At 73.5% G+C, this 26483-nt stretch carries 23 protein-coding genes and 1 pseudogene; 9 read left to right on the plus strand and 15 right to left on the minus strand.

The window, feature by feature from the left end; translation table 11 throughout:
• Positions 1–58: 58 nt before the first annotated feature.
• The 9 genes from IE109_RS03565 to IE109_RS03605 form a co-directional block, all read right to left on the minus strand.
• Entirely contained in the window at positions 59–1183 is a 1125-nt protein-coding gene (locus tag IE109_RS03565) for an inositol-3-phosphate synthase (protein WP_189548967.1), read from the minus strand.
• 90 nt (positions 1184–1273) lie between these two features.
• Entirely contained in the window at positions 1274–4993 is a 3720-nt protein-coding gene (locus IE109_RS03570) for a ThuA domain-containing protein (RefSeq protein WP_189548968.1), read from the minus strand.
• Positions 4994–5333: 340 nt separating this feature from the next.
• Positions 5334–6338, minus strand: a complete 1005-nt coding sequence (locus IE109_RS03575) for a sugar phosphate isomerase/epimerase family protein (RefSeq protein ID WP_189548969.1) — start codon at positions 6336–6338, stop codon at positions 5334–5336.
• A 10-nt stretch (positions 6339–6348) separates the two neighbouring features.
• The gene (locus IE109_RS03580) at positions 6349–7554 is read right to left on the minus strand and encodes a Gfo/Idh/MocA family protein (protein WP_189548970.1); all 1206 of its coding nucleotides are present in this window, start codon (positions 7552–7554) and stop codon (positions 6349–6351) included.
• 43 nt (positions 7555–7597) lie between these two features.
• Complete coding sequence (locus tag IE109_RS03585) at positions 7598–8635, minus strand: substrate-binding domain-containing protein (RefSeq protein ID WP_189548971.1); 1038 nt, start codon at positions 8633–8635, stop codon at positions 7598–7600.
• Between the two features lie 116 nt (positions 8636–8751).
• Complete coding sequence (locus IE109_RS03590; RefSeq protein WP_229890514.1) at positions 8752–9768, minus strand: ABC transporter permease; 1017 nt, start codon at positions 9766–9768, stop codon at positions 8752–8754.
• Positions 9765–11291, minus strand: coding sequence for a sugar ABC transporter ATP-binding protein (locus tag IE109_RS03595; protein WP_189548972.1), 1527 nt, complete (start codon positions 11289–11291; stop codon positions 9765–9767). The genes IE109_RS03590 and IE109_RS03595 overlap by 4 nt, the downstream gene beginning before the upstream one ends.
• 196 nt (positions 11292–11487) lie before the next feature.
• A complete protein-coding gene (locus tag IE109_RS03600; RefSeq protein ID WP_189548973.1) occupies positions 11488–12669 on the minus strand; it encodes an ROK family transcriptional regulator in 1182 nt (393 codons plus the stop codon).
• Positions 12670–12984: 315 nt separating this feature from the next.
• Positions 12985–13926: a beta-ketoacyl-ACP synthase III gene (locus IE109_RS03605; RefSeq protein WP_189548974.1), complete on the minus strand. Its 942-nt coding sequence runs from the start codon at positions 13924–13926 to the stop codon at positions 12985–12987.
• Between the two features lie 259 nt (positions 13927–14185).
• Between IE109_RS03605 and IE109_RS32955 the strand changes: the two are divergent.
• Together IE109_RS32955 and fdhD are read left to right on the plus strand one after the other, a co-directional pair.
• Positions 14186–14302, plus strand: a pseudogene (locus tag IE109_RS32955) (2Fe-2S iron-sulfur cluster-binding protein); the annotation flags it as partial.
• A 5-nt stretch (positions 14303–14307) separates the two neighbouring features.
• Positions 14308–15156: a formate dehydrogenase accessory sulfurtransferase FdhD gene (gene fdhD, locus IE109_RS03615; RefSeq protein ID WP_189548975.1), complete on the plus strand. Its 849-nt coding sequence runs from the start codon at positions 14308–14310 to the stop codon at positions 15154–15156.
• Between the two features lie 79 nt (positions 15157–15235).
• Here fdhD and IE109_RS03620 read toward each other — a convergent pair whose 3' ends face one another.
• Positions 15236–15622: a thioredoxin domain-containing protein gene (locus tag IE109_RS03620; RefSeq protein ID WP_189548976.1), complete on the minus strand. Its 387-nt coding sequence runs from the start codon at positions 15620–15622 to the stop codon at positions 15236–15238.
• Between the two features lie 497 nt (positions 15623–16119).
• Between IE109_RS03620 and IE109_RS03625 the strand changes: the two genes are divergently transcribed.
• The 4 genes from IE109_RS03625 (at position 16120) to IE109_RS03640 (ending at position 20804) form a co-directional block, all read left to right on the plus strand.
• On the plus strand, positions 16120–17919 hold the full coding sequence (locus tag IE109_RS03625) for an AMP-dependent synthetase/ligase (RefSeq protein ID WP_189548977.1): 1800 nt from the start codon (positions 16120–16122) through the stop codon (positions 17917–17919).
• Between the two features lie 93 nt (positions 17920–18012).
• Positions 18013–18843, plus strand: a complete 831-nt coding sequence (locus IE109_RS03630; RefSeq protein WP_189548978.1) for an aldo/keto reductase — start codon at positions 18013–18015, stop codon at positions 18841–18843.
• 165 nt (positions 18844–19008) lie between these two features.
• Positions 19009–19995, plus strand: coding sequence for a permease (locus IE109_RS03635; RefSeq protein WP_189548979.1), 987 nt, complete (start codon positions 19009–19011; stop codon positions 19993–19995).
• Positions 19992–20804 carry a TIGR03943 family putative permease subunit gene (locus IE109_RS03640; RefSeq protein WP_189548980.1) on the plus strand — a complete coding sequence of 271 codons (813 nt, stop codon included), beginning with the start codon at positions 19992–19994 and terminating at the stop codon, positions 20802–20804. Before IE109_RS03635 ends, IE109_RS03640 begins: the two co-directional genes overlap by 4 nt.
• Before the next feature lie 69 nt (positions 20805–20873).
• On the opposite strand, the gene IE109_RS03645 is transcribed toward IE109_RS03640, so the two are convergent.
• Both IE109_RS03645 and IE109_RS03650 read right to left on the minus strand, forming a co-directional pair.
• The gene (locus tag IE109_RS03645) at positions 20874–21755 is read right to left on the minus strand and encodes a class I SAM-dependent methyltransferase (protein ID WP_189548981.1); all 882 of its coding nucleotides are present in this window, start codon (positions 21753–21755) and stop codon (positions 20874–20876) included.
• A 108-nt stretch (positions 21756–21863) separates the two neighbouring features.
• Positions 21864–22838, minus strand: a complete 975-nt coding sequence (locus IE109_RS03650) for a helix-turn-helix transcriptional regulator (protein WP_189548982.1) — start codon at positions 22836–22838, stop codon at positions 21864–21866.
• A 39-nt stretch (positions 22839–22877) separates the two neighbouring features.
• On the opposite strand from IE109_RS03650, the gene IE109_RS03655 reads away from it, so the two are divergent.
• Complete coding sequence (locus IE109_RS03655) at positions 22878–23363, plus strand: hypothetical protein (protein ID WP_189548983.1); 486 nt, start codon at positions 22878–22880, stop codon at positions 23361–23363.
• A 23-nt stretch (positions 23364–23386) separates the two neighbouring features.
• On the opposite strand, the gene IE109_RS03660 is transcribed toward IE109_RS03655, so the two are convergent.
• Positions 23387–23692 carry a 4a-hydroxytetrahydrobiopterin dehydratase gene (locus IE109_RS03660; RefSeq protein ID WP_189548984.1) on the minus strand — a complete coding sequence of 102 codons (306 nt, stop codon included), beginning with the start codon at positions 23690–23692 and terminating at the stop codon, positions 23387–23389.
• Positions 23693–23840: 148 nt separating this feature from the next.
• Here IE109_RS03660 and IE109_RS03665 point away from each other — a divergent pair, with 148 nt between their 5' ends.
• Positions 23841–24641 carry a helix-turn-helix domain-containing protein gene (locus tag IE109_RS03665; protein ID WP_189548985.1) on the plus strand — a complete coding sequence of 267 codons (801 nt, stop codon included), beginning with the start codon at positions 23841–23843 and terminating at the stop codon, positions 24639–24641.
• On the opposite strand, the gene IE109_RS03670 is transcribed toward IE109_RS03665, so the two are convergent.
• On the minus strand, positions 24638–25054 hold the full coding sequence (locus IE109_RS03670; RefSeq protein WP_189548986.1) for a hypothetical protein: 417 nt from the start codon (positions 25052–25054) through the stop codon (positions 24638–24640). The two genes, IE109_RS03665 and IE109_RS03670, sit on opposite strands and share 4 nt — an antisense overlap.
• A 272-nt stretch (positions 25055–25326) precedes the next feature.
• Between IE109_RS03670 and IE109_RS03675 the strand changes: the two genes are divergently transcribed.
• The gene (locus tag IE109_RS03675) at positions 25327–25731 is read left to right on the plus strand and encodes a hypothetical protein (protein ID WP_189548987.1); all 405 of its coding nucleotides are present in this window, start codon (positions 25327–25329) and stop codon (positions 25729–25731) included.
• Positions 25732–25744: 13 nt separating this feature from the next.
• Here IE109_RS03675 and IE109_RS03680 read toward each other — a convergent pair whose 3' ends face one another.
• Positions 25745–26368, minus strand: a complete 624-nt coding sequence (locus IE109_RS03680; RefSeq protein WP_189548988.1) for a histone deacetylase — start codon at positions 26366–26368, stop codon at positions 25745–25747.
• Between the last annotated feature and the right edge of the window lie 115 nt (positions 26369–26483).

Consider the following 26483-nt stretch of genomic DNA (forward strand, 5'->3'; position numbering starts at 1 on the left):
GCTCCCGCCGGCCCCGCCGCTCCCCCTCCGGCCCCGTCCGCGGTGCCCCGGGCGCGGGTCACCGGGCGTCCCCAAGCCGCGCGGCGAAGGACAGCAGCGCGGTGTACTGCTCGGACAGGGCCGCCGGCCCGCCGTCGGGGTCCTTGAAGTAGAAGCCGAGCCCAGGCAGCGGCCCGGACAGGCCGGCCTCGTGGGCGCGGGCGACCAGACGGGCGAGGTCCAGGACCAGAGGCGCGGCGAGGGCCGAGTCGCAGCCCTGCCAGATGGTCTGCAGGACCATGCGCGAGCCGAGGAACCCGTCGAAGGCGACGTGGTCCCAGGCGGTCTTCCAGTCGCCGAGGGACGGTACGTCGTCGATGTGGACCTCGCCCTCCGGGGCGTGGCCCAGCGTGTCGGTGAGGACCCGCTCCTTGCCGGCGTTCTTCGCGGCCGCGGCGGCCGGGTCGGCCAGCGCGGCCCCGTCCCCGCCGCCCAGCAGGTTCGTGCCCGACCACGCCCGTACGGCGAGGGCCCGCTGCGTGAACATCGGGGCGAGGACGGAGCGGAGCAGCGTCTGGCCGGTCTTGCCGTCCCGCCCGGCGTGGGGAAGTCCCCGGGCCGCGAAGGCGTCGGCGAGGGCCGGGGTGCGCGCCCCGGTGGAGGGGGTGAAGTTGACGTAGGGGCAGCCGGCGCGCAGCGCGGCGGCCGCGTAGAGGGAGCTGGGAGCCGGGCGCGGGTCGTCCGGTGCGGGGGTGGGTTCCGTGGAGGCGACGTTGATGACGACGGTGCGGGCGAGGCCGTGGCGGTGGGTGAAGTCGGTGATGTCGGAGGCGAAGCGCGCGACGAGTTCGTCGTCGGTGCGGGTGTCGCCGGCCGAGGGGCCGCCGGGGCGGATGTCGATGTCCGCGGCGGTGAGTTCACCGCGTACGGCGGCGGCCAGGCCGTGCGGGAGGACTCCGGCCGCGGTGAGTTCCTCCGCCCGCTTGGGAAGCGGGCACGTCGCCGTGTCGTGCCCGCCGAAGACGAGGGAGGACAGGGAGGGGAGGCCGGACGCGGCGAACGGCGGGGTCTCGGTGACCATGCCCACCGGGGGGTGCAGCCCGGCGGCGACGGCCGCGCACCCCGCCACGGCGGTGGTGGCGACGGAGCCCCGGGCCCCGACGAACCAGACACCGACGTCTCCGACACGGCGTTCTTCGAGCATGGCCAGCCTCCCTGGGTGTGGTGCGTTGGAGACGGCGGGCGGGGGGTACGGCGCCTCCCCGCCCGCCGCCGGCTTGACCGGAGCGGTCCCCTACGAGGACGAGGGCAGCTCCTTGAGCTGGATGTCGCGGAAGGACACCTGGTCGTCGGCGCCGTGGTTCTGGATGCCGATGTGGCCGTCCCTCAGGCTGCGGACCGGGTCGGTGTTGGTGAAGTCGTTGATCTTCACACCGTTGAGGAACACCTGGAGCCGCTCGCCCTGGACCTTGATCTCGTAGCTGTTCCACTGGCCCGGGGGCCGCAGGACCCGGTCGCGGGCCTTGAGGTTCGCGGACTTGAAGCCGTAGACGGCGCCGGTGGTGCGGTCGGCCGCGTCCGTGGCGTCGATCTGGATCTCGTAGCCCTTGTTCACGGCCGACCACGGGTCGTCGGACGCCGGGAACCCGACGAACACGCCGGAGTTGTCGTCGTCCGTCATCCGCCAGTCCAGCTTCAGCGAGTACGACGAGAGCTCTTTCGCCTGGTACCAGAGCATCCCCATGCCGCCCTCGGTGCGCAGCTCGCCGTCCACGACGGTGAACCTCCCCGGCCCGGCCTGCTTCCAGCCCTCCAGGGTGTGTCCGTTGAACAGGGGGCGGTGGCCGGTGCGCGGCGCGCAGTCCGCCTTCACCTGTCCGGTGGCGTACCGCAGGCCGCCGAGCAGGTGCTGCCGGAAGGCGGGTTCGGCGTAGGACGCGGCGGTGTGGCCGCCGCCGGTGTAGAAGGAGCGTCCGCCCTGGTAGCTCTGACACCAGGCGATGGGGTGGTCGCCCTTCATGGTGCCGCCCTCGTAGGTGGTCTCGTCGAGGGTGGCGAGGACGCGGGCCTGGCCGCGCGGGTTGGTGCGGTAGTTGTACCACTCGTCGGTGCGTTCCCAGCCGGCCGCGGGGAGGTGTGCGGTGGCGGGGTGCCGGTGGTCCTCGGCGCGGACGGTGGCCTTCTGGATGTGCGGGTGGGAGGCGAAGTGGGCGCCGACGAGGCCGCCGTAGAACTCCCAGTCGTACTCGGTGTCGGCGGCGGCGTGGACACCGACGTACCCGCCGCCGGTGGCGACGTAGTGCTCGAACGCCTTCTGCTGCCCGGCGTCGAGGACGTCACCGGTGGTGGACAGGAACACCACCGCGTCGTACCGGGCCAGGTTGCTGGTGGTGAACTGCGCGGCGGTCTCCGTGGCGTCGACCGTGATGTTGCTGGACGCGCCCAGTTCCTTGAGGGCGGCGATGCCGGCCGGGATGGAGTCGTGCCGGAAGCCGGCGGTCCTGGAGAAGACCAGGACCCGTTTGGCGGTGCGGTCCACCGGCGTGTTCGACAGCTCGAAGTCGTCGATGTCGTAGAGGGCTCCCGCCCCGCCCTTGAAGACCAGGAACAGCTGGGTGGTGCGTTTGGGGACGGCCCGCAGCGGGACGTCGACGTCCTGGAAGGTCTCCCAGCCGCCGGTCACCGGCACCGGGGCGGACCCGAGGAGGGTGCCGGTCGCCGATCCGGCGCGCACCTCGAGGAAGCCGCCCGCGCCGGCCGACGAGATCCGGGCGGTCAGCTTGGTGGACCCGGTCAGGTGGTAGGGCGTGAAGGAGATCCAGTCCCCGTCGTCGATGTCGCCGACCGTACGGCCGCCGTGTGCGGTGGCCTTGTCGTGGGTGCGGATGCCGGACTGTGCCGAGAAGTGCTCGGCCTGGCGGTGCCGGGGCTGGAGTTGCGCCTGGTCGTGGCTGGTCAGCGCCGCTTGGCCGCCGCCTCCGCCGTCGGTGTACTCGGCGTCGAGGACGCCGAAGATGTTGGCGTTGGGGTCGTGGCCGCCGTCCGCCGAGGTCTTGATGGTGCCCGAGCAGCCCTGGACCGAGGTCACCGGGTGGCCGTGGCTGTCGTGGCCGAGGATGTAGGTGACCTTGACCTTGGCGCAGTCGATCGCGCCGTCCTCCGGGTCGGTGACGGTGACCTTGAAGGGGATCTCGTCGCCGAAGGCGAACAGCGCGCCCTCGGCGGGCAGGTCGAGCGTCACCTTGGGGGCCGTGTTGCCGACGACGACGCGTACGCTCGCGGAGCCGGTGCGGCCGGAGGGGTCGCGCGCGGTGACGGTGGCGGTGTAGGTGCCGTTCTTCCGGTAAGTGTGCACCGGGTTCGCGGCCGTCGACGTGGCGGTGCCGTCGCCGAAGTCCCAGCTATAGGTGAGCGCGTCGCCGTCGGCGTCGGTGGTGCCCGCCGACGAGAAGGCGACCCGCAGCGGCGCCGTGCCGGACGTCCTGTTCGCCGATGCCTCGGCGACCGGCGAGAAGCCGCCGGTGGCGTTCTCGATCCGGTACAGGCCCGCGTTCTCGTCGCCGCCGAACCATGCGGTGCCGTAGTCGAGGACGTACAGCGCGCCGTCCGGGCCGAAGGTCATGTCCATCACCTGGGTGCCGGTCCAGGGCACCGGGTCGATGGACCGCACCGTCCCGTCGGCGTCGTGCTCGACGCGTTTGATCCAGCGGCGCCCGAACTCGCCGGCGAAGAAGTCCCCGTCGTACGCCTCCGGGAACTTCACGGGTGACGGGTTCGCGGGGTCGTAGCGGTACACCGGTCCGCCCATCGGCGACTCCGACCCGGAGCCGAACGCGGGCAGTGACCCGTCGTCGTAGGGGATCCACGCGGGCTCGGCCGGCGGGAGGTCGACCAGGCCGGTGTTGTGCGGCGAGTCGTTCCTCGGCGCCGCGCAGTCGAAGGGGGCGCCGGAGATCCTGGTGGCGAAGTCGTAGTCGACGTAGGGGTCGTTGTCGCCGGTGCAGAACGGCCAGCCGAAGTTGCCGGGCTTGGTCACACGGGCGAACTCGACCTGGCCGGCCGGGCCGCGGGCCGGGTCGGCGGCGCCCGCGTCGGGCCCGTAGTCGCCGACGTACAGCACGCCCGTCTTCTTGTCGACGCTGAAGCGGAAGGGGTTGCGGAAGCCCATCGCGTAGATCTCGGGACGGGTCTTCGCCGTGCCGGGGGCGAAGAGGTTGCCGTCGGGCACCGTGTACGAGCCGTCCTCGGCGACCTTGATGCGGAGGATCTTCCCGCGCAGGTCGTTGGTGTTGCCCGAGGTGCGGCGCGCGTCGTAGGCGGGGTTGCGGGTGGGCCGTTCGTCGATCGGGGTGAAGCCGTCGGAGGCGAACGGGTTGGAGTCGTCTCCGGTCGACAGGTACAGGTTGCCCTGCGCGTCGAAGTCGATGTCACCGCCGACGTGGCAGCAGATGCCGCGGGTGGCGGGGATGTCGATGACCTTCTTCTCGCTGGCGTTGTCGAGCGTGCCGTCCGGCTTCAGGGTGAACCGCGAGAGCCGGTTGACGCCGTCGTACCGCGCGAAGTCGGCGGGGGTGCCGTCGTCGGGCGCGTCCCCGGCGGGGGTGTCGAGCGGGGGCGCGTAGTACAGGAAGACGGATCGGTTGCGCGCGAAGTCCGGATCGAGGGCGATGCCCTGCAGGCCCTCCTCGTCGTGGGAGTAGACCGGGACGGTGCCGATGACCTCGGTGTTCCCGGCGGCGTCGGTGCGCCGCAGTTGGCCGTTGCGGGAGGTGTGCAGCACGCTGCGGTCGGGCATCACGGCCAGCGACATCGGTTCGCCGACCTCCTCGCCGCCCTTGGCGAGGGTGACTTGCTGGAACTGCTCACCGGCCGCCGCGGTGGCGGGTGCCCCGGCCGCCATGCCCGGTGGGGCGCCGAGGGCGATCGACGTCGCGGCCAGCAGGCCGCCGGTGAGGAGCGCGAGTGCCTTGTGTGCCGTGGGTTTCCTGCGTGCTCCGAGCTTTGTCCTGTGCACGAATGTCCTCCGGAGAAGGCCGGGGTACGGGCGAGTTGCCTGGTGCCTCGATCGGGCGGCCGCTCCTGGGGGTGCTCCCAGGAGTGCCGCGCCGGGTTGTCCGGGGACCGGCGTGCGCCGTCACGCTGGTCGTCGGGCGGAAGGGGACCGAACCGGGAATTCCTGACCTGTACACCTCAGGGGCGTACGGGAGGGACGTTAGCCGGGTTGGTCCCTGGCCGAAAGCCCTTGTGCACGACTTCGCTCCCACTTCTTCCCGGCACAGGACAAAGCGCCCGCCGGGCACGGCGGACCACCCGGTGGCGGGTGCGCCATCGGGCCGTCCACCTGCCGTTTCCGCCTAGTCGGCACCCCCGAACGCGGCGTCGAAGGAGGCTGTGGGCGGGTCGAAGTCGTACCGCTTCAGCGTGGCAAGCGCTTCCGGAGCACCGGTCAGCCGGTCCATTCCGGCGTCCTCCCACTCCACCGAGACGGGGCCGTCGTAGCCGATCGAGCGCAGCATCCGGAAGACGTCCTCCCACGGCACGTCACCATGCCCGGCGGACACGAAGTCCCAGCCGCGCCGAGGGTCGCCCCAGGGAAGGTGCGAGCCGAGCCGGCCGTTGCGGCCGTCGAGCCGCCGCCGCGCCTCCTTGCAGTCGACGTGGTAGATCCGGTCCCGGAAGTCGTAGAGGAAACCGACCGGATCGAGGTCCTGCCACACGAAGTGGCTGGGGTCGAAGTTGAGGCCGAAGGCCGGGCGCCGGTCCACCGCCTCCAGGGCCCGTAGCGTGGTCCAGTAGTCGTACGCGATCTCGCCGGGGTGGACCTCGTGGGCGAACCGCACGCCCTCCGCGTCGAAGACGTCCAGGACCGGGTTCCACCGCTCGGCGAAGTCCTCGTAGCCGCGCTCGATCATCCGCTCGGGCACCGGCGGGAACATCGCCACCAGGTGCCAGATGGACGACCCGGTGAACCCGATGACCGTCCGCACGCCGAAGGCGGCGGCCGCCCGCGCGGTGTCCGCCAGCTCGCGCGCGGCCCGCCGGCGTACGCCCTCGGGGTCTCCGTCGCCCCAGACCCGGCCGGGCACGATGGCCTGGTGGCGCTCGTCGATGGGATGGTCGCAGACGGCCTGGCCGACCAGGTGGTTGGAGATCGCCCAGCACTCCAGTCCGTACTTGTCGAGCAGCGCCCGCCGCCCGTCCAGGTAGGCGGGGTCGGCCAGCGCCTTGTCGACCTCGAAGTGGTCGCCCCAGCAGGCGAGTTCGAGGCCGTCGTAGCCGAAGTCGCGGGCGAGGCGGCAGACCTCCTCCAGCGGCAGGTCGGCCCACTGGCCGGTGAAGAGGGTGAAGGGACGGGGCACGGCGGGCCTCCTACGGGGTGACGGGCGTGTAGACGGCGTTCTTCTCGGCGCTCTCCTCCACCGCCGCGAGCACCCGCTGCACCCGCAGCCCGTCCGCGAAGGACGGCACGGGTTCGGTGCCCGAGGCGATGGCGTGTACGAGGTCGCGCGCCTGGTGGGCGAAGGTGTGCTCGTACCCCAGGGCGTGCCCGGGCGGCCACCACGCCTCCAGGTAGGGGTGGTCGGGCTCGGTGACGAGGATGCGCCGGAACCCGGCCGTCCGGGCGGGGTCGGCCCCGTCGAAGAACGACAGCTCGTTGAGCCGCTCCAGGTCGAAGGCGAGCGAGCCGCGCTCGCCGTTGAGCTCCAGCCGCAGCGCGTTCTTGCGGCCCGCCGCCATCCGCGTCGCCTCGAACGACACGAGCGCCCCGGACGCCAGCCGTCCGGTGAACAGCGCCGCGTCGTCCACCGTGACCGTCCCGCGCTCGGCGCCCCCCGACGCCGAGAGCCCGGACGACGCGCCGGCGAGCAGCGGGCGCTCGCGCACGAAGGTCTCGGTCAGCGCCGACACCCCCACGATCGGCTCCCCCGCCAGGTACTGCGCCAGGTCCACGATGTGGGCGCCCAGGTCGCCGAGCGCGCCCGACCCGGCGTGTGCGCGCTCCAGCCGCCAGGTCAGCGGGAAGTCCGGGTCGACCAGCCAGTCCTGGAGGTACGTCACCCGGACGTGGCGCAGCGCGCCGAGCCGCCCGCCGGCGACCAGTTCCCGCGCGTACGCCATGGCGGGCACACGCCGGTAGTTGAAGCCGACCATGGCGGCCCGGCCCCGGGCGCGGGCCCGGTCGGCGGCGGCGACCATGGCCTCCGCCTCGGCGACGGTGTTGGCGAGGGGCTTCTCGCACAGGACGTGCTTGCCCGCCTCCAGGGCGGCGATGGCGATCTCCGCGTGGCTGTCGCCCGGGGTGCAGATGTCCACCACGTCGACGTCGTCCCGCGCGACGAGGGCCCGCCAGTCGGTCTCGGCGGCCGCCCAGCCGTGCCTGTCCGCGGCGGCCCGCACGGCGCCGGCGTCGCGTCCGCAGACGGCGGCGAGCACCGGCCGCAGCGGCAGGTCGAAGACGCGGCCCACGGTGCGCCAGCCCTGTGAGTGGGCGGCGCCCATGAACGCGTAGCCGACCATGCCGATCCCCAGGGTCCGGCCCGGGGCGCGGCCGCCGTTGTGTTCCTTCCCGGCCATTCGGTTCCTCCTCGTCGGTTGCTCGGTGGGGGGCGAAGCCGGGTCAGCTGAAGCCCGTGGGGAGGTACTCGTCGACGTTGTCCTTGGTGACGACGGCCGAGTACAGGGTGATCGAGGCGGGGATCTCCAGCTCCGACATGCCGCCGACGCCCTTCTTCTGGCCCAGCGCGCGGGCCAGGTCGATGGCGGAGGCCGCCATGGTCGGCGGGTAGAGCACGGTCGCCTTGAGCACGCCGTCGTCCGCCTTGATGGCGTCCATCGCCGACTTCGCGCCCGCCCCGCCGACCATCAGGAAGTCGTCGCGGCCCGCCTGCTGGATGGCGCGCAGGGCGCCCACTCCCTGGTCGTCGTCGTGGTTCCACAGGGCGTCGAACCGCTGTTGCGCCTGGAGCAGCTGGGCCATCTTGGCCTGGCCGGACTCGACGGTGAACTCGGCGGCCTGGCGCGCCACCTTGGTGATGTTGGGGTAGTTCCTCAGTGCGTCGTCGAAGCCCTGGGTGCGCTGCTTGGTCAGTTCCAGGTTGTCGAGGCCGGCCAGTTCGACGACCTTGGCGTTCGGCTTGCCCTTGAGCTGTTCGCCGATGTAGCGGCCGGCGTTGAGGCCCATGCCGTAGTTGTCGCCGCCGATCCAGCAGCGGTACGCCTGCGGGGAGGCGAAGACCCGGTCGAGGTTGATCACCGGGATACCGGCCCGCATGGCCTGGAGGCCCACCTGGGTGAGGGCCTTGCCGTCGGCGGGCAGGACCACCAGGACGTCGACCTTCTTGTTGATCAGTGTCTGGATCTGGCCGATCTGGGCGGCGGTGTCGTTGGAGCCCTCGGTGATCTCCAGGGTCACCTCGGAGTACTTCTCCGCCCGCCGCTTGGCGTTCTGGTTGATGGCGTTGAGCCAGCCGTGGTCGGCCTGCGGTCCGGCGAAGCCGATGGTGACGGGCCGGCCGGGCTTGTCGTCGGCGGCGGGGGCGTTGCCGGCGGCGGGCGCCGCGTTCTTGGGTTCGTTGCTGGTGCAGGCGGTGAGCAGCGCGCCGGCGGAGACGGCGGCGGTGCCGAACAGCAGTCCTCTGCGGCTGGTTGGTGGCATGGCGGTTCGACCCTTTCCGTTGGGACGGTGGCGGGAGCGGTGACGCGGGGAGCGGGGTGTGGCGGGGAACGGGGCGCGGGCGGCGGGCGGGGCGCGGGGCGGAGCCGGGCGGGGCGTCAGCCCTCGCCGGCGCCGCGCGCGGTGCGGCGCTGGACCAGGACGGCGGCGACGATGATCGCGCCCTTGGCGATCTGCTGCACGTCGCTCTGCAGGTTGTTCAGGGCGAAGATGTTGGTGATGGTGGTGAAGACGAGCACACCCAGCACCGAGCCGGCGATGGTGCCGCGTCCGCCGCTGAGGAGGGTGCCGCCGATGATCGCGGCGGCGATGGCGTCGAGTTCGTACAGGTTGCCGTTGGTGTTCTGGCCCGAGCCCGCCAGCACGATCAACAGGAACGCCGCGACACCGCAGCACAGGCCGGACAGCAGGTACAGGTAGAGGCGCTGGCGGCGTACGTCGATCCCGGCCAGCCGCGCCGCCTCCGCGTTGCCGCCGACGGCGACGGTGCGGCGGCCGAAGGTGGTGCGGTTCAGCAGCAGCCAGCCGACGACGGTGACGGCGGCGAAGACCAGCACGAGCGGCGGTACGCCGAGCACGTACGCGTCCGGGACGCCGAGGTCCAGGACGGACTGCACGGTGACGATCTGGGTGCGGCCGTCGGTGATCTGGAGGGCGAGGCCGCGGGCCGAGGCGAGCATGGCCAGGGTCGCGATGAAGGGGACCATGCCCCCGTACGCGATGAGGACGCCGTTCACCAGGCCGCAGCCCAGCCCCACCACCACGGCGGTGAACAGGATGCCGGCGAAGCCGTACTCCTGCGTGGCGACCGTCGTCGCCCACACGGACGCGAGGGCGACGATCGCGCCGACCGACAGGTCGATGCCGCCGCTGGTGATGACGAACGTCATGCCGACGGTGACGACGCCGATGACGGACGCCTGGGTGAGGACCAGCTGGAGGTTGGAGGTGTCGAGGAACTGGTCGGGCTTGGTGACGCCGCCGACCGCGATCAGCACGGCGAGGACGCCGAGGAGGGAGAGGTTGCGGACGTCGGCCCGCAGCCCCAGGGGCGGGCGGCCCGCGGTCTTGCCCACGGGTGGTTCGGCGGTCGTGACCGGAGCGGGCTGGGTCATGACGTCGGGCTCCCTTCCATCACCAGGTCGAGTACGCGGTGTTCGTCGAGCTCCCGGGCGGGTGCCGTGTGCACGACCTCTCCCTCCCGGAGCACCAGCACCCGGTCGGCCAGGCCCAGAACCTCGGGCACCTCGCTGGACACCAGCAGGACGGCGAGCCCGTCGTCGGCGAGGCGGCGGATCACGGCGTACAGCTCGGCGCGGGCGCCGACGTCCACACCGCGGGTCGGTTCGTCGAGGAGGAGGACGCGGCAGCCGCGCAGCAGCCAGCGGGCCAGCACCGCCTTCTGCTGGTTGCCTCCGGAGAGGGTGCGGACCCGGGCGTCGGGGGCGTCCGGGCGCAGCGACAGTTCACGGGTGGCGGCGCGGGCGGCGGCCCGCTCGGCGGCGCGGTCGATCCAGCCGCCGCGCGAGAAGCGGGCCAGGGACGACACGGAGACGTTGCGCGTGACGGATTCGAGCATCAGCAGGCCCTGCGCCTTGCGTTCCTCGGGGGCGAGCCCGAGTCCGGCGCGGACGGCGGCGCGGACGCTCCCGGGGCGCAGGGGCCGGCCGTCGACGAGGACGCGGCCGGCGGTGGGGCGGCGGGCGCCGAAGATCGTCTCCAGGATCTCGGAACGCCCCGAGCCGACGAGCCCGGCGAGCCCGACGATCTCCCCCGGCCACAGCTCCAGGTCGACCGGTGCGAACTCCCCCTCGCGGGTGAGCCCTTCGGCTCTCAGCACGGGCGGGCGGGTCCGCGACGGCGCGGCCGGGGGACGTTCGGGGAAGACGTACTCGACGTTCCGGCCGGTCATCATGGCAACGATGTCGCGTGTCGGGGTGTCCTCGGCGGACAGCCCCCCGGCCACGGCGCGCCCGTCCTTGAGCACGGTCACGCGGTCGCCGATGCGGCGGATCTCCTCCAGGCGGTGGGAGATGTGCACGACGGCGACCCCGTCGGCGGTGAGGTCGCGGACGATCCGGAACAGGTTGGCGGTCTCGTCCGGGTCGAGGGCGGCGGACGGCTCGTCCATCACGATGAGGCGTACGTCGTGGGAGAGCGCGCGGGCCATCGAGACGATCTGCCGCTGGGCCGCCGACAGGTCGCCGACCGCCCGCGCCGGGTCGATCTCCGGGTGGCCCAGGCGGCGCAGCAGGGCGGCGGTGGCGGCGCGCGCGGCCCGGCCGCGCACGACGAACCCGGCGGTGGTGGGCTCATGGCCGAGGAAGACGTTCTCGGCCACGGACAGCCCCTCCACCAGGTCCAGTTCCTGGTAGATGGTCGCGATGCCCAGACGCATGGCGGCGATGGGGGACTTGAGCGTGACCCGCTCGCCGCGCCAGGTGATCGTGCCGTCGTCGGGCTGGTGGGCGCCGGCGAGGACCTTGATGAGGGTGGACTTCCCGGCGCCGTTCTGGCCCAGGAGGCAGTGGACTTCGCCGGGCCGGACCTCCAGGTCGACGCCGTCGAGGGCGCGTACGCCGGGGAACGACTTGGTGATGCCGGACATGGTGAGCAGGGGTGGTTCCGGTGTTGCCATGACAATCCCCTCGGCGGGCGGGTGCGGTGCCGGTGAGCGGGCAGGGCGAATGAACCAGGCGTGCGGTGGCTTGGGCGATGTGTACCGGGTGGCGCGTACGGGGTGGTGCGTGCGGGGCGGTGCGTGCGTGCCGGGTGGTGCCTGCGGGGCGGTCGGTGGCGCGTACGGGGTGGTGCGTGCGTGCCGCGCCTGTGGGTCAGGCCGGTGAGAACAGGTGGTCGCTGATGAGCCGGGCGGCGCCGGTGACTCCGGCGACGGCACCCAGCTCGCCCAGGACGATGGGCAGGTTTCCGGTGGCCAGGGGCAGGGACGTGCGGTAGACCTGGGTGCGGACGGCGGCGAGCAGGTTGTGGCCGAGGCCGGTCACCCCGCCGCCGATCACCACCAGGCCGGGGTTGAAGAAGCTGACGAGCCCGGCGATGACCTGGCCCACGTGGTTGCCGCCCTCGCGGATCAGGGCGAGCGAGGCGGCGTCCCCGGCGGCGGCACCGGCGGCGACGTCCAGGGCGGTGAGCCGCCCGGCCGCCTCCAGGCGGCGCGCGAGCTCCTCGGACCGGCCGGCGCGCGCCGCGTCCTCGGCGTCGCGGGCGAGCGCCGCGCCGCTGAAGTGGGCCTCCAGGCAACCCCTGTTGCCGCAGGCGCAGGGGCGACCGTCCGGGACGACCTGGATGTGGCCGATGTCGCCGGCGCTGCCCGTCGTACCGCGGTACACCTCGCCCCCGACGACGATGCCGCAGCCGATACCGGTGCCGATCTTGACGCAGAGGTAGTCGCGTGCGGTACGGGCGACGCCCGCGTGCTGCTCCCCCATCGCCATCAGGTTCACGTCGTTGTCGACCATGACCGGGCAGCCCAGCTCCTGGCTGAGCGCCTCCCGGACCGGGAACCCGTCCCAGCCGGGCATGATCGGCGGCGCGACCGGTACGCCCTCGGGGAAGCGGACCGGGCCCGGTACGCCGATCCCGGCGCCGTCGAAGCCCTCGGCGAGGCCGGACGCCCTGAGCTTCGCCGCCATGGCGAGCACCTGCTCGAACACGGCGACGGGGCCCTCGCGGACGTCCATGGGCTGGTTGAGGTGGCCCAGCACCTCCAGCTCGGCGTTGGTGACGGCGACGTCGATCGAGGTGGCGCCGATGTCCACGCCGAGGAACCGGAGGCCCGGCGCGAGGCGGATGTTGTGCGACCGCCGCCCGCCGCGCGACGCGGCGAGACCGTCCGCCACCACGAGCCCGGTGTCCAGGAGCCGGTCCACCTCGACGGCCAGTTTGGAGCGGGACAGCTCCACCTGATCGCCCAGCTGTGCCCGGGAGTTGGGACCCCCGTCGCGCAACAGCCGCAGCAGCCGGGCCTGGTGCGCGTTGGCGGGTCGAGCCGTCATACGTCTCACGCGCCCCTCCCCGCCGTCGAGTCCGGCCTCGGTGTGCTGCTTCGGAGGGGAACGTAGCAGCGCTTTGCCGCAGGGGGAAGAAGTTGCGCGTCGATCGACGCCAACTTTCCCCACCGCCAGGACAAAGCCGCTCGGCGCGGTCCGTCGCAGCGCGAAGGCGGCGGCACACGACGGGGAGTGCCGGGGGGGAGGGCGCGGAGGTCCGGCGGCGCGGCCCGGAGGTGCGGCGCCTCACAGCCCCGGGTGCGGCTCATTACGGCCGCACCCGGCCCGCGCCCCATGCCGCGCCCCGCGCCGCGTGGCCCGTCAGGGCACGCGGACGACCTGGCCCGCGTACGAGAGGTTGCCGCCGAAGCCGAACAACAGCGCGGGCGCCCCCGACGCGACCTCGCCGCGTTCGACCAGCTTGCTGAGCGCCATCGGGATGGAGGCGGCCGAGGTGTTGCCGGACTCGGTGACATCGCGGGCGATCACCGCGTTCACCGCGCCGATGCGCTGCGCGACCGGCTCGATGATCCGCAGGTTGGCCTGGTGCAGCACCACCGCCGCCAGGTCCTCGGGCGCGATGCCCGCCCGCTCGCACGCCTTGCGGGCGATGGGCGGCAGCCGGGTGGTGGCCCAGCGGTACACCGCCTGGCCCTCCTGGGCGAACCGCGGCGGGGTGCCCTCGATGCGGACGGCGTGCCCCATCTCCGGGACGGATCCCCACAGCACCGGGCCGATGCCGGTCTCGCCGGGCGCCGCCTCCACGACCGCCGCGCCCGCGCCGTCGCCCACCAGGACGCAGGTGGTCCGGTCCGTCCAGTCGGTGATCGCGGTCATCTGGTCGGCGCCGATCACCAGCGCACGGACCGACGAACCCGCCCGTACGGCATGGTCGGCGGTGGCCAGCGCGTGGGTGAACCCGGCGCACACGACGTTGAGGTCCATGGTGGCGGGCGCTCCCATGCCGAGCCGGGCGGCCACCCGGGCGGCGGTGTTCGGGGAGCGGTCGATCGCCGTGGACGTGGCGACCAGGACCAGGTCGATGTCGGCCGGGGCGAGTCCCGCGGCGGCCAGCGCCTTGGCGCCCGCGTGGGCTGCCATCTCGTCGACGGGCTCGTCGGGGCCCGCGACATGGCGGGTCCGGATCCCGACCCGGCTGGTGATCCACTCATCGCTGGTGTCCACCAGCTCGGCCAGGTCGGCGTTCGTCAGGATCTTGGCGGGCTGGTAGTGCCCGAGCGCGGCGATACGAGTGCCCGTCATGCTCGGGACCCCCTTGTGTGAAGTGCTGCGAATGCTCGGCCGGGCTCCGGCCGGTACAGGAGCTCCTCAGTCTCGTCAGCGACCGGCGAGTAACCGGTGAGGTGAACCGACAGGATTTACGCCCGCCTCTTGGAGAGTCCGCAACATCCCCCTTCCCAATGGCCCCTCCCCGCGAAAACCGGGGGCCGCGCCTTCCGTCCTCCACGGGAACGACGAGGGCCCCGCTGACCGCGCACGCGACCGCGACCTCGTCCCGGGCGTACGGGACAATGGGACCGTCGAGGTCACCCCGCCGCACGACGACGACCCGGTGACCGACGGCAACCTCTGCGTCAAGGGCCGTTTCGGCTGCCAATACGTTCGGAAGCGGGACTGATCAGCATGGGACGGGTCACCGAACGCCGCCGCGTCATCCGCGTCCGGGACGGGGCGGTCTCGACCCGGCCCGACACCCTGGTCGCCGAGGAGCCGCTGGAGATCCGGCTGAACGGCAGGCCCCTGGCGATCACCATGCGCACCCCTGGCGACGACTTCGCGCTGGCGGCCGGTTTCCTCGTCAGCGAGGGCGTCCTGGGCTCGGCCGCCGACGTGCGGAACATCGTGTACTGCGCCGGGGCCAGGGACGACGGGACCAACACGTACAACGTGGTCGACGTCCAGCTCGCTCCCGGCGTGCCCGTCCCGGACATCACCCTGGAACGGAACGTCTACACGACGTCGTCGTGCGGTCTGTGCGGCAAGGCAAGCCTCGACGCCGTACGCACCACCGCCCGCTTCCCGATCGCCGACACTCCCCCGGTGCGCGTCGGGCCCGGGCTCCTCGCGGACCTCCCCGACCGGCTGCGGGCGGCGCAGCGGGTCTTCGACCGGACCGGCGGGCTGCACGCGGCGGCGCTGTTCTCGGAGGACGGCGAGCTGCTGGACGTGCGGGAGGACGTGGGCCGGCACAACGCGGTCGACAAGCTGGTCGGCCGTGCGCTGCGGGGGGACCTGCTGCCGCTGGACCGGGCGATCCTGCTGGTGTCGGGCCGGGCGTCGTTCGAGCTGGCGCAGAAGGCGGTGATGGCGGGCATCCCGGTGCTGGCGGCGGTGTCGGCGCCGTCGTCGCTCGCGGTGGATTTGGCCGCCGAGACGGGCCTGACGCTCGTCGGCTTCCTGCGGGGCCCGAACATGAACGTGTACGCGGGCGAGGACCGCATCGCCTTCGAGCCGGCGGCCCGGCGGGACTGACACCGGGCGCGCCCCGCCCCCGTCCCCCGCGACTGCCCCTGCCAGGGCCCCCGCCGTACCGCTCCTTCCGCCCCGTCCGCTACTTCCCCGGCGGGTCGATCATCTGGAGGGCCAGCGTGGCCGGGGGCTCCGCGACGCCGGGCCCGCCGGCCTCCACCCACGCGAGGATGTCGTCGAGGCAGTCGTCGTCGAGCGCCCAGCCGATCCACGCGGCACGGGCGCCGCGCCGCCGGGCCTCCGTCGAGGGCTGGACGACCACCACGTTGGCCTGGCCGCAGGGGCCGAGGCAGTCGCTGGTCCGGACGACGAGTCGGCCGCCGGAGGACGCGGCGGCCTCCCGCAGGCGGGCCAGCTGGCCGGCGTGGTCGGTACCGGGGTGCTTGCGGGCGTCACCGCAGCAGCAGCCGCGGCAGACCACCAGGGAGCAGGGGCGGGCGGCGCCGGGGCGTATCCAGGTGCGGTTCACCGGGCGGCGTCCGGGGCGTCGAGTGAGGGCATGACCTCACGGTATCGAGCCGGGTGATCATCACGGGGCGGCGGGGTGCGCGACCGGCGCGGACCGGCGCGTGATCGGCATGGCCCGGGCGCCCCCCGGGGCGGCCCGGCCGGCGGCGGACCCGCCCCGGTGCCCGCGCGGGCCGGCCCGGTCCGGGTCCGGCCGGCGTCGACGCGACTCCCGCACGGACGCCCTCGGGGCACCGCCCGGGAGGGGGACGGCGGCCCGGCGTGAGCGGGCCGTACAGATTCCGTGGAGATTCCGGCAGCAGCTACTTACCCGGCAGTCAGTAGTCCGCGCGCACCCATGCCCATGGCCGGGCACTCCGCTCCTGACCAGTGGTGATGCCGGGCCGACGGGGTTCACGAAGGCCCTCCCGCGCGGGTCCCGTCTGGGGTACCGTCACCCTCCGCCGTGCGGAGCACCCCCCAAGGAGCAGGCCATTGCGCGAGTTCACTGTCCCACCCGTGGCGACGGCTCCCCTGGTCGGCGGACTGGCCGATTCCGTGTTCGAGCACGCCATGGACGATCCGGATCGCGTCGCGCTGGGGCGCAAGGACGCGGACGGCCGGTGGGCCGATGTGACGGCGGCGGAGTTCCGCGACGAGGTGCTGGCGCTCGCCAAGGGGTTGCTGGCCGACGGGGTGCGGTTCGGCGACCGGGTCGCCATCATGGCGCGCACCCGTTACGAGTGGACGCTCTTCGACTTCGCCCTGTGGACGGTCGGCGCGCAGTCGGTCCCGGTCTACCCGACCTCCTCCGCCGACCAGGTCCACTGGATGCTGCACGACGCCGGGGTGACCGCGTGCGTGGTGGAGCACGAGGACCACGCCATGACCGTCGGCTCGGTGATCGACCGGCTGCCCCGGCTGAAGCGGCTGTGGCAGCTGGACGCCGGGGCGGTCGCCGAGCTGGTGGCGGCGGGGACGCGGATCGACGAGGAGGTGGTGCAGCGGCACCGGCGCGCGGTGACGCCCGAGTCGGTCGCCACGGTGATCTACACCTCGGGGACGACGGGCCGCCCGAAGGGCTGCGTGCTGACGCACGCGAACTTCATGTTCGAGGCGGACACCCTCGTCGGCCGCTGGGAGCCGGTGTTCCACTCCAAACCCGGCGACGAGGCGTCGACCCTGCTGTTCCTGCCGCTGGCCCATGTCTTCGGGCGGATGGTGGAGGTCGCTGCGGTCCGCAAGCGGGTCAAGTTCGGCCACCAGCCCCAGCTGTCGGCCGGCCCGCTGCTGGCCGACCTGGCGGCGTTCCGGCCGACGTTCGTGCTGGCGGTCCCGTACATCTTCGAGAAGGTGTTCCAGGCGGCGCGGCGCCGGGCGGAGGCGGACGGAAGGGTGGGGCCCTTCGACAAGGCCGTCGAGGTGGCGGTGCGGTACGCCGAGGCGCTGGAGGCGAGGGCCTTCGGGCTGGGCCCCGGCCCGTCGGCGGCGCTGCGGGTGCAGCACCAGTTCTTCGACAAGGTCGTGTACGGCAAGGTGCGCGAGGCCCTGGGCGGGCGGGTGCGGCACGCGATGTCCGGCGGATCGGGGATGGCCCGGCGCCTCGGCCTGTTCTTCGAGGGCGCGGGCGTCACCGTGTACGAGGGGTACGGGCTGACGGAGTCGGCGTCGGCGGCCACCGCCAACCCCCCGGAGCGGACCAAGTACGGCACGGTCGGCCCGCCGATCCCCGGCACGACGGTGCACATCGCGGAGGACGGCGAGGTGTGGCTGCGCGGCCCGCACGTCTTCTCCGGCTACCTGGGCAACCCGGCCGCGACCGCCGCCGTGCTCCGGGACGGCTGGCTGGCGACCGGTGACCTGGGCGCGCTCGACGCGGACGGTTACCTGACCATCACCGGCCGGAAGAAGGAGATGCTGGTGACCTCGGGCGGCAAGAGCGTGCCGCCGTCCGGCCTGGAGGAGCGGGTGCGGTCCCACCCGCTGGTGGCGCAGTGCATCGTGGTCGGCAACGACCGCCCGTACATCGCGGCGCTGGTCACCCTGGACCAGGAGGCGGTCGACCACTGGCTGGCCATGCAGAACCGCCCGCCCCTGCCGCCCGCCGAGCTGGTGCGGGACCCGGCGCTGGAGGCGGAGATACGGCGGGCCGTGGTGGCGGCGAACACGCTCGTGTCGCAGGCCGAGTCGATCCGTACGTTCCGGATACTCGCGCATCCCTTCACCGAGGAGCACGGGCTGCTGACGCCGTCGCTGAAGCTGAAGCGGAAGGCGATCGAGACGGCGTACGCGGCGGAGGTCGAGGCGTTGTACCGCTGACCGGGGTGCGGCGCGCGGTTCCGGGGAACACGTTCCGGAAGGCGATCGTTGCACCTGGGAGTAACAACCGACGACGAAAAGGATCGACCGCTCGTGAGCAAGGTCCCCTCCATCACCCTCAACAACGGCGTCTCCATGCCGCAGCTCGGCTTCGGTGTCTGGCAGGTGCCCGACGACGAGGCGGCGAAGGCGGTGGGCACGGCCCTCGAGGCCGGATACCGCAGTATCGACACCGCAGCGATCTACGAGAACGAGAAGGGCACCGGGCAGGCCATCGCCGCCTCCGGCATCGCCCGCGACGAGCTCTTCGTCACCACCAAGCTCTGGAACAGCGAGCAGGGCCACGACGCGACCCTGCGCGCGTTCGACGAGTCGCTGGGCCGCCTCGGCCTCGACTACGTCGACCTCTACCTGATCCACTGGCCGGTGCCCTCGAAGGACCTGTACACCGAGACGTACAAGGCGTTCGAGAAGATCCACGCGGACGGCCGCGCCAAGGCCATCGGCGTCTCCAACTTCCTGCCCGGGCATCTGGAGCGCCTCCTCGCGGAGACCTCCGTGGTCCCGGTGCTCAACCAGATCGAGCTCCACCCGCAGCTCCAGCAGGCGGAGTCCCGCGCGTTCCACGCCCGGCACGACATCCGGACCGAGGCGTGGTCGCCGCTGGGCCAGGGCAGGGGCCTGCTGGAGGTCCCGACCATCGTCGCCATCGCCCGCAAGCACGACCGCACCCCCGCCCAGGTGGTGCTGCGCTGGCACCTCCAGCTGGGCAACATCGTGATCCCGAAGTCCGTGACGCCGTCCCGGATCCAGGAGAACATCGACGTCTTCGACTTCGAGCTGGACGCCGACGACCTCGCGGCCCTGGCGGCCCTGGACGAGGGCAAGCGCCTGGGCCCGGACCCGGCCGTCTTCGGCGGCTGACCGGACCCGGGACGAGGAAGCGGAGCCGAGGGCCCGCGCGGACGCCGTCCGCGCGGGCCCTCGCACACCCGGGTCCCCGCCCACCGGGGCGGTCGGGCGGCGGGAGCCGGGCGAGGCCCTACCCGAAATGATTGTCATTCGCCTCGGCGGCTAAGGTGTCGCCCCATGAACCGAGCCGCACCGGCGGGGGAGCGTCCACCCGGCGCCATACCGCCGTCCGTCGCCGTCACGGGGGCCGTGTCGCTCCTCCTGGTCGCCGCGCTCGCGGTGCCCGTACTGGGCCACCCCGGCTTCCGGGCGTGGCAGACCGTGTGCGTGGCCCTCACCGTGCAGGCGCTGCCCTTCCTCCTGTTCGGCACCGTCGTCTCGGGAGCCGTCAACGCCTTCGTACCCGAGCGGGTGTTCGCCCGGGCGCTGCCCCGCAACCCCGCCCTGGCCGTGCCGGTCGCGGGTGCTGCGGGCGTGGTGCTGCCCGGCTGCGAGTGCGCCTCCGTGCCGGTCGCCGGAAGCCTCATCCGGCGCGGGGTCGCCCCGGCCGCGGCGTTCGCGTTCCTGCTCTCCGCGCCCGCGGTCAACCCCGTCGTGCTCGTGTCCACCGCCGTCGCGTTCCCCGGCCGGCCCGACATGGTGGCCGCCCGGCTCGTCGCGTCCCTCGCGACGGCGGCCACCATGGGGTGGCTCTGGCTGAGGTGGGGGCGGCCCGAGTGGCTGAGGATGCCCGCGCGGCACACCGGCCACCGCCCCGGGCACAGCCGCTGGGAGGAGTTCCGGATCGGGTTCCAGCACGACTTCCTGCACGCCGGGGGCTTCCTCGTCGTCGGCGCCATGGCGGCGGCCTGCTTCAACGTGCTCGTCCCGCGCTCGGTGCTCGACGCCTTCGCCGACTCCCCCTGGCTGTCGGTGCTCTTCCTCGCGGCGCTCGCCATCGTGCTCGCCGTCTGCTCGGAGGCCGACGCCTTCGTCGCCGCCTCGCTCACCGGCTTCTCCCCCACCGCACGGCTGACGTTCATGGTGGTGGGGCCGATGGTCGACGTGAAGCTGATCGCCCTCCAGGCCGGAACCTTCGGGCGGCCCTTCGCGGTGCGCTTCTCGGCCGCGACCGCGGTCGTCGCGGTGACGTGTGCGTGCCTGACGGGATGGTGGCTGCTGTGAGACGGCACGTCCAGGCGGTCCTGCTGCTGCTCACCGGCGCCGCCGTCCTGCACATCTCGCTGCTGAGCGAGGTCTACCTGCGGTACGTGAAGGAGGGCCTGCGCCCCTTCCTGATCGCGTCCGCCGTGCTGCTGCTCGTCCTCGGCGTGGTCGGGGCGGTACGGGACGGCCTGCCGTTCGCGCCCCGCCGCGACACCGGCGAGGAGGGGGACGCGCCCGGTGACGAGTACGGGCACGGTAACGAGGACGGGCACGGTAACGAGGACGGGCACGCGCACGGGCACGCGCACGGGAGCGGTCCGCGGGTCGCCTGGGTGCTCTTCCTGCCGGTCCTCGCCCTGCTGCTGTACGCCCCGCCCGCGCTCGGCTCCTACACGGCGGCGCGGGAGACCGGCAACGCGGTCGCCCGGGTAGCGCGGTTCGACCGGCTGCCGGACACCGACCCGGTCCCGCTCGCGCTGTCGGGGTTCATCGCGCGGGTGCAGCAGGACCGGGACCGGAGCCTCGCCGGCCGGACGGTCCTGATGACCGGGTTCGTCACCCCCGCGAAGGACCGCGCCGGCACCTGGTACCTCACCCGGCTCGTCGTCAGCTGCTGCGCGGCCGACTCCCGCTCACTGCGCGTGCGCGTGCACGGCGCGCCCGCGCCCCCCGCCGACACCTGGGTGACCGTGACCGGCACGTGGCACCCCGGGGGCGGCGGCGGGCTGGGGACGGCGACGGCCGCGGTGGCGCTCGACGCCCGGTCGGTGGAGCGGGTCCACGAGCCGGTCAATCCGTACCAGGACACCACGCCCCTGCCGCGGTGACGGACCGGCCGTCGGCGGCCTGGCTACCGACCGTCCGGCCGGCAGCCAGGCCCTCCGGCCGCCGGCCGCTCAGCCTCGGCGGGCCGTGTGCACGGTGCGGGCGGTCAGCATGTACAGGTCCGGCCGGTGGTGCAGGCCCAGCGGTTCCGCCGGGTCGAGCAGCCGGTCGAGCGTGGCCCGGTCCTCGGGGGCGAGCCGGTCCCCGAGCGCCTCGCGGTGCCGGGCGAACCCGGCCACGATCTGTTCGCGCACGACGTCCGTGACGGGCGCCGGCACGTCGTACAGGAACGAGCGGGTGCCGCTCGGCACCAGGCCGGCGCCGGACAGCAGCGCCCGCCAGTCGTCGGTGTCCTCCTTGGCACCGGGCAGCCCCGCCCGCATCTCGGCGAACCAGGTGGCGTGCGCGGCGTCCATCCGCGCCTCCAGCCCCGGGCGCCCGATGCCGTCGTGCCGCGGCAGGCGCCGGACCGGCAACCCGCCCTCCACGACCGCCAGCACGCCGCCGGGGCGCAGCAGCTTCGCCAGGTCGGCGACCGCGGCCCGCTGGTCGCCCAGGTGGTGGAGGAAGTCGGCCGTCCAGACGAGGTCGGCGCCACCGAGCCCGGCGATGCCCTCCGGGAGGTCGGCGCGGCACACCGTGACCCGCTCGCCGAGGCCGGCGGCACGGGCGCGTTCCCGGGTGCGCTCCAAAAGCTCGGGCGTCGCGTCGACGGCGACGACCTCGGCGTACGGGAACGCCTCGGCGAGCAGGCAGGACAGCACGCCCGGTCCGCTGCCGACGTCGAGGACCCGGCGCACTCCGGCCGCCGGCAGCAGCTCGCCGAGCCAGGCAGCGGCCCGGCGGTACAGCTCGCTCTGCAGCTCCGCGCCGTTCTCCAGCAGCGGCAGCATCTCGGACCAGTCCATGTGGGTGTCGTCATGGTGGTGGTGACCGTGGTGGTGTTGGCTCATGCCGCCAGGGTGGCGGCCGGGACACGGCGGCGGCGAGCCTCCTTGCCGTTTCCGCAAAAATCGTCGCTGAACGGCCGACCTCGTCGGCCCCGTCACCCGCACGCGCCGCTACCCGTCGGCGCCGGTGTACCGGTCCGCGAGCGCGCGGGCCGTCGCGGCGATCAGGGCGCGCAGTTCGGGCGGGCCGAGGACCTCCACGTCGCGGCCGAGGGCGAGGAACTGGTCGTGTGCGCGGTCCGGCGACTCGACCGGCACCCGGGCGCGCGTCCAGCCGTCCGGTTCGCGCGTGCCGGTGCCGGCCGCGGCCCGGGCGGCGGCGCCGGTGAGCCGGCTGAGCCCGCGCGGCGAGAGGCGGACCAGGGCCTCGCCCCGGTACAGGCGGGCGTGGAAGTCCCGCTGGTACTCCCGCCAGTGGGCGACCAGGTCGAAGTCGCCGGGCACGTCGAACGCCTCGTCCGTGACGGTCAGCCGGAGGATCCGGTCGACCCGGTAGGTTCGCGGCCCCGAACCGCCGGGACGCGCCGCCACGACGTACCAGCGGCCCGCCTTGAGGACCAGCCCGTACGGCTCCAGGCGGCGGTCGACGTCGGTCGGCTCGGTCCAGCGGCGGTAGCGGACGTCGAGGACCCGGCCGCGCCACACCGCCTCCGCGACGGCCGGCAGGAACGGGGCGTCGTCGTCCGGCGCGTACCAGCCGGGCGCGTCCAGGTGGAACCGGCGGCTCATCCGGTCGGCCTGCGCCCGCAGCTCGGTGGGCAGGGCGGCCAGCAGCTTCAGCCGGGCTCCGGCGACGGCCGGGCCGAGCCCGAGGTCGGCCGCCGGGCCGGGGAGCGCCGTGAGGAACAGCGCCTCCGCCTCTCCGGCGGACAGGCCGGTCAGGTGGGTGCGGTAGCCGGCGAGCAGCTCGTAGCCGCCGCGGTGACCGGCGTCGCCGTACAGCGGGACGCCCGCCGCGTGCAGGGCCTCGACGTCCCGGTAGACGGTGCGGACCGAGACCTCCAGCTCGGCGGCGAGCCGGGCGGCGGTCATCCGGCCCCTGGTCTGGAGCAGGAGCAGGATCGACAGGAGCCGGCTGGACTTCACCGACACAGGGTGTCAGTGAAGCGCTCATAGGGTCCAGCCATGGCTTTCGCAGAGAAACTCCTGTCCGTGGCTCCCCCGGTCGAGGTGGCCGGCCGCCACGTCAAGCGCTACCACGTCACCGCCGACCCGTCCGGCATCGCGCCCGAGGTGCGGGAGGCGGCCTACGCCCTCCTGCCGGAGCTGCTGCCGGAGCCGGACGGGACCACTCCGCCCGCCTCGTTCTCCGTCCTGCACCGGGGCGGCGACAGCGGCGCCTACCTCAACACGTACAGCTGGGTGTGGGACAACGTCCTGCACTGTTCCATCGCCGTGGCCGGGCAGCCGGTGCTCGGCTGCCCGGACCGGGACCCGACGCGTTTCGTGCGCCTGGAGCGCCCCTGGATCGGCTGTGTGTGGGAGCTCCCGCCGCTCGCGCACGAACGGGACGCCTGGGTGCGGCATGTGCTCGCGCCGGACCGCCCCGACCTCGACGGCTACCTGGCCGACTCGCTGCGGTCGCCGCGGACGGGCGGCACGCGCGCGTAGGCGGCACGCGCGCGTGGACCGTGTCAGCGCGCGCCGTGGGAGGGGGCGATCTCCTGGACGCGGGCGGCGAGCGTGAAGTCCTTCTCCGTGATGGCGCCGCCCGCGTCATGGGTGTTCACGGTGAGACCGACGGTGTCGTAGCCGAGGGTGAGGTCGGAGTGGTGGTCCAGCTCCTCCTGGATGCGGGCGACGTGGACGACCAGGGCGGTCGCTGCGAAGTGGGTGCCGAGGCGGTAGGTGCGGGCGATCCGGTCGCCCTCCTGGGACCAGCCGGGCAGTTCGCGCAGCCGGTCCTCGATCTCCTTCTGCGACAGCGGCTCAGTGGGCATGTCCCGTATCTCCCCTTCGGGTCGGTGCGGACGATGACGGTGCGGACGGTGACGACGTGACCCGTGACCCTGACGACGTGACCGTGCCCGTGACGATACGGTCCGGCGGCCCGGGTCCGTGGTCAACACGTGGGTTACCGTCTGCGGTATGACAACTGTCGTGACCGGTACGGGAGTAGGGCCGCTGCTGCGTGCCTGGCGCGAGCGGCGGCGGCTGAGCCAGCTGGAGCTGGCGCTGCGCGCGGACTCGTCGGCCCGGCACATCTCGTTCGTCGAGACGGGACGGTCCCGTCCGAGCGAGGAGATGGTCCTGCGCCTGGCCGAGCACCTGGAGGTGCCGGTGCGGGAACGCAACGCCTTGTTGCTGGCGGCCGGTTACGCCCCCCGGTACACCGAGACGTCCCTGGACGACCCGTCGCTGGGGACGCTGCGGGCGGGCATCGAGCAGCTGCTGTCCGGGTACGACCCGTATCCGGCGGTCGTCGTGGACAGCTCGTACACGGTGGTGGCCGCGAACCGGGGCATCGCGATGCTGCTGGACGGACTGCCCGAGCACCTGCTGACCCCGCCGCTGAACGCCATGCGGCTCACCCTGCACCCGGAGGGCCTGGCGCCGAGGATCCGCAACCTGCGGGAGTGGCGCGGACACCTGCTGGCCCAGATGGAGCGCCAGCTCGCGCTCGCGCGGTCGGAACCGCTGCGGCGGGTGTACGAGGAGGTCTCGGCCTACCCGGCGCCCCCGTCGGCGGACGCCGGCGGGGAGGACCGGGAGGAGCCGTACCCCTACTTCGCCCTGCCGCTGCGGATCGAGCACGAGGGGCAGGTGCTGTCGTTCGTGTCGTCGATCTCGACGTTCAACACGCCGATGGACGTGACGGTCGCCGAGCTGGCCATCGAGACGCTCCTCCCGGCCGATCCGGCGACGGTCAAGTACCTGCGGTCGCTCTAGCGGCCGGCCGCCCGCAGGGCGGACCACTGGAGGGCGGCGAACCCGGCGACGGTGGCGGCCTGCACCGGGATCCACACGGCGCCGGCGGTGCTGGGCGACAGCCAGGCCACGAGCGCCGTCGCGCTGAGCGCCGCCCAGACCAGGTTGGCCTCCACGACGACCATGACGCCCGTCGCGGGCGGCTGCCGCCGAAAGGCCAGGTGCCCGACGCCGGCCGCGTACGCGGTGAGGAGGACACCGAGCCCGAGCAGCAGGGTGGCGTCCACCCCGAGGAGCCGCCCGAGGGGCCCGGAGGCGAGACAGTAGGCCAGTCCGTTCGCCCCGGTGACGACGGCGTCCAGGGCGAGGAAGCGGCGCAGCATGGTGCGCGGCTCGGTGGTGCGGGAGATACCGGCGAGCAATGCCTGGGACATGCGGATCAGCCTCCATCGGCGGGGCGTCGTGGTGTCGGGGACCCGGCGGCCCGGCCGGAGTGCGCCGGCCGGGCCGCCGGTACCGCAAGCCTGCCGGTCGGCCGCGGCGGGGTCGATTACCACCGGGGTAATGCGGGGCGGGCGGGGGGCCGGCCGCGCGCGGGGGCGGCTCGGTGGCGCGGTGGCGGCGCGGGACGGACAATTCTGGTGTTCCCCGACGGCTCCGCGGCCGGCCGCTCGCCGGGCGGGCGGCGGAGCGCACCGGAGGTGGCATGACCGATCCACGAGCGGTCCTCCGGCAGGCGCGCCAGGGTCCCGTGCCGCCGCACTGGCAGGTCTTCACCAAGCGGCGGGGGCAGTTGTCCGGCTTCTTCCGGGGGACGTCGAACGATCCGGACCCGCTGCTGGTCATCACCCGGGACGGGGCCGTCGAGTACACCGACGAGCGCAAGCCGCCCGTGGTCGTCGACTTCCGTGAGCTGGCCGGCGTCCGTCTTCAGGTGACCGGGCAGAGCTTCTCCGACAGCTCCAGCGTGCACCTCTCCGTGTGGCTCGACCTGTTCCACCACGACGGCAGGAAGACGAAGTGGCGCTCCGCGTCGTTCGCCGACGACCTCCGGACGATCCAGGGCTTCATCGAGGCGTACGCCGTCCACCGGGCCTGGCGCGGGGGCTGAGACGTGCCCGCCGTCAGCCGACGATCAAATCCCTGACGGCCCGCGGGGTCCAGTGACCCGCCGCTCCGGGACGGGAGGCGAGGTACGCGGCGACGGTGTCCGCGTCCCAGGCGCCCGCCGCGAGGAGGCCGGCGGCGAGGTGGCGCAGGTAGCCGGCGGAGGGGCTGTTCCAGGCGACGTCGTGCAGGCGCCAGGGGGCCGTGAAGGTGAGCATGGGCAGCCCGTCGAGGGTGCCGGGGCGGACGAGGGTCTCGTAGCGTCCGCCGCCCAGGACCGCGCGGCCGTCGCGCAGGACGCCGGTCAGGTCGAGGGCGGTGTCCGGGCCGGGGGCGCGGTACATCTCCTGGGCGGCGATGTCGGCGAACTGCCCGGCGGTGATCCGGTGCGCGCGGGCGAGGACGCGGCCCTCGGCGTACGGGTCGTAGAACGCGCGGCCGCCGGTCCACACCGGGGACTCGGTGGCGAAGTACAGGGCGCCCTCCAGTTCCACCGGGACGGACGCGGCGGGTGGACGGCGGTCGCGGCAGCCCGGGCAGGAGCGGGCACCGCCCGGTGGCGTACCGCCGGCGATGTAGTGGGCCAGGCGGTCGGTGTGCGTGTTGGAGCCGTAGGACGTGTACCAGACCTCCGTCGTCATGCCTCGAACGTAACCGGCGCGGCGCGTGAAGCTGCGCTGTTGACCCGCTTAAGAAAACCTCGATGGACGCGGCGGGCGCGGGTGGGCAGATTGGTGCGCGTTCACGATCTCCGCC

Origin of the sequence: Streptomyces lavendofoliae (assembly GCF_014649735.1) — a bacterium.
In the GTDB taxonomy this organism is placed as follows: domain Bacteria; phylum Actinomycetota; class Actinomycetes; order Streptomycetales; family Streptomycetaceae; genus Streptomyces; species Streptomyces lavendofoliae.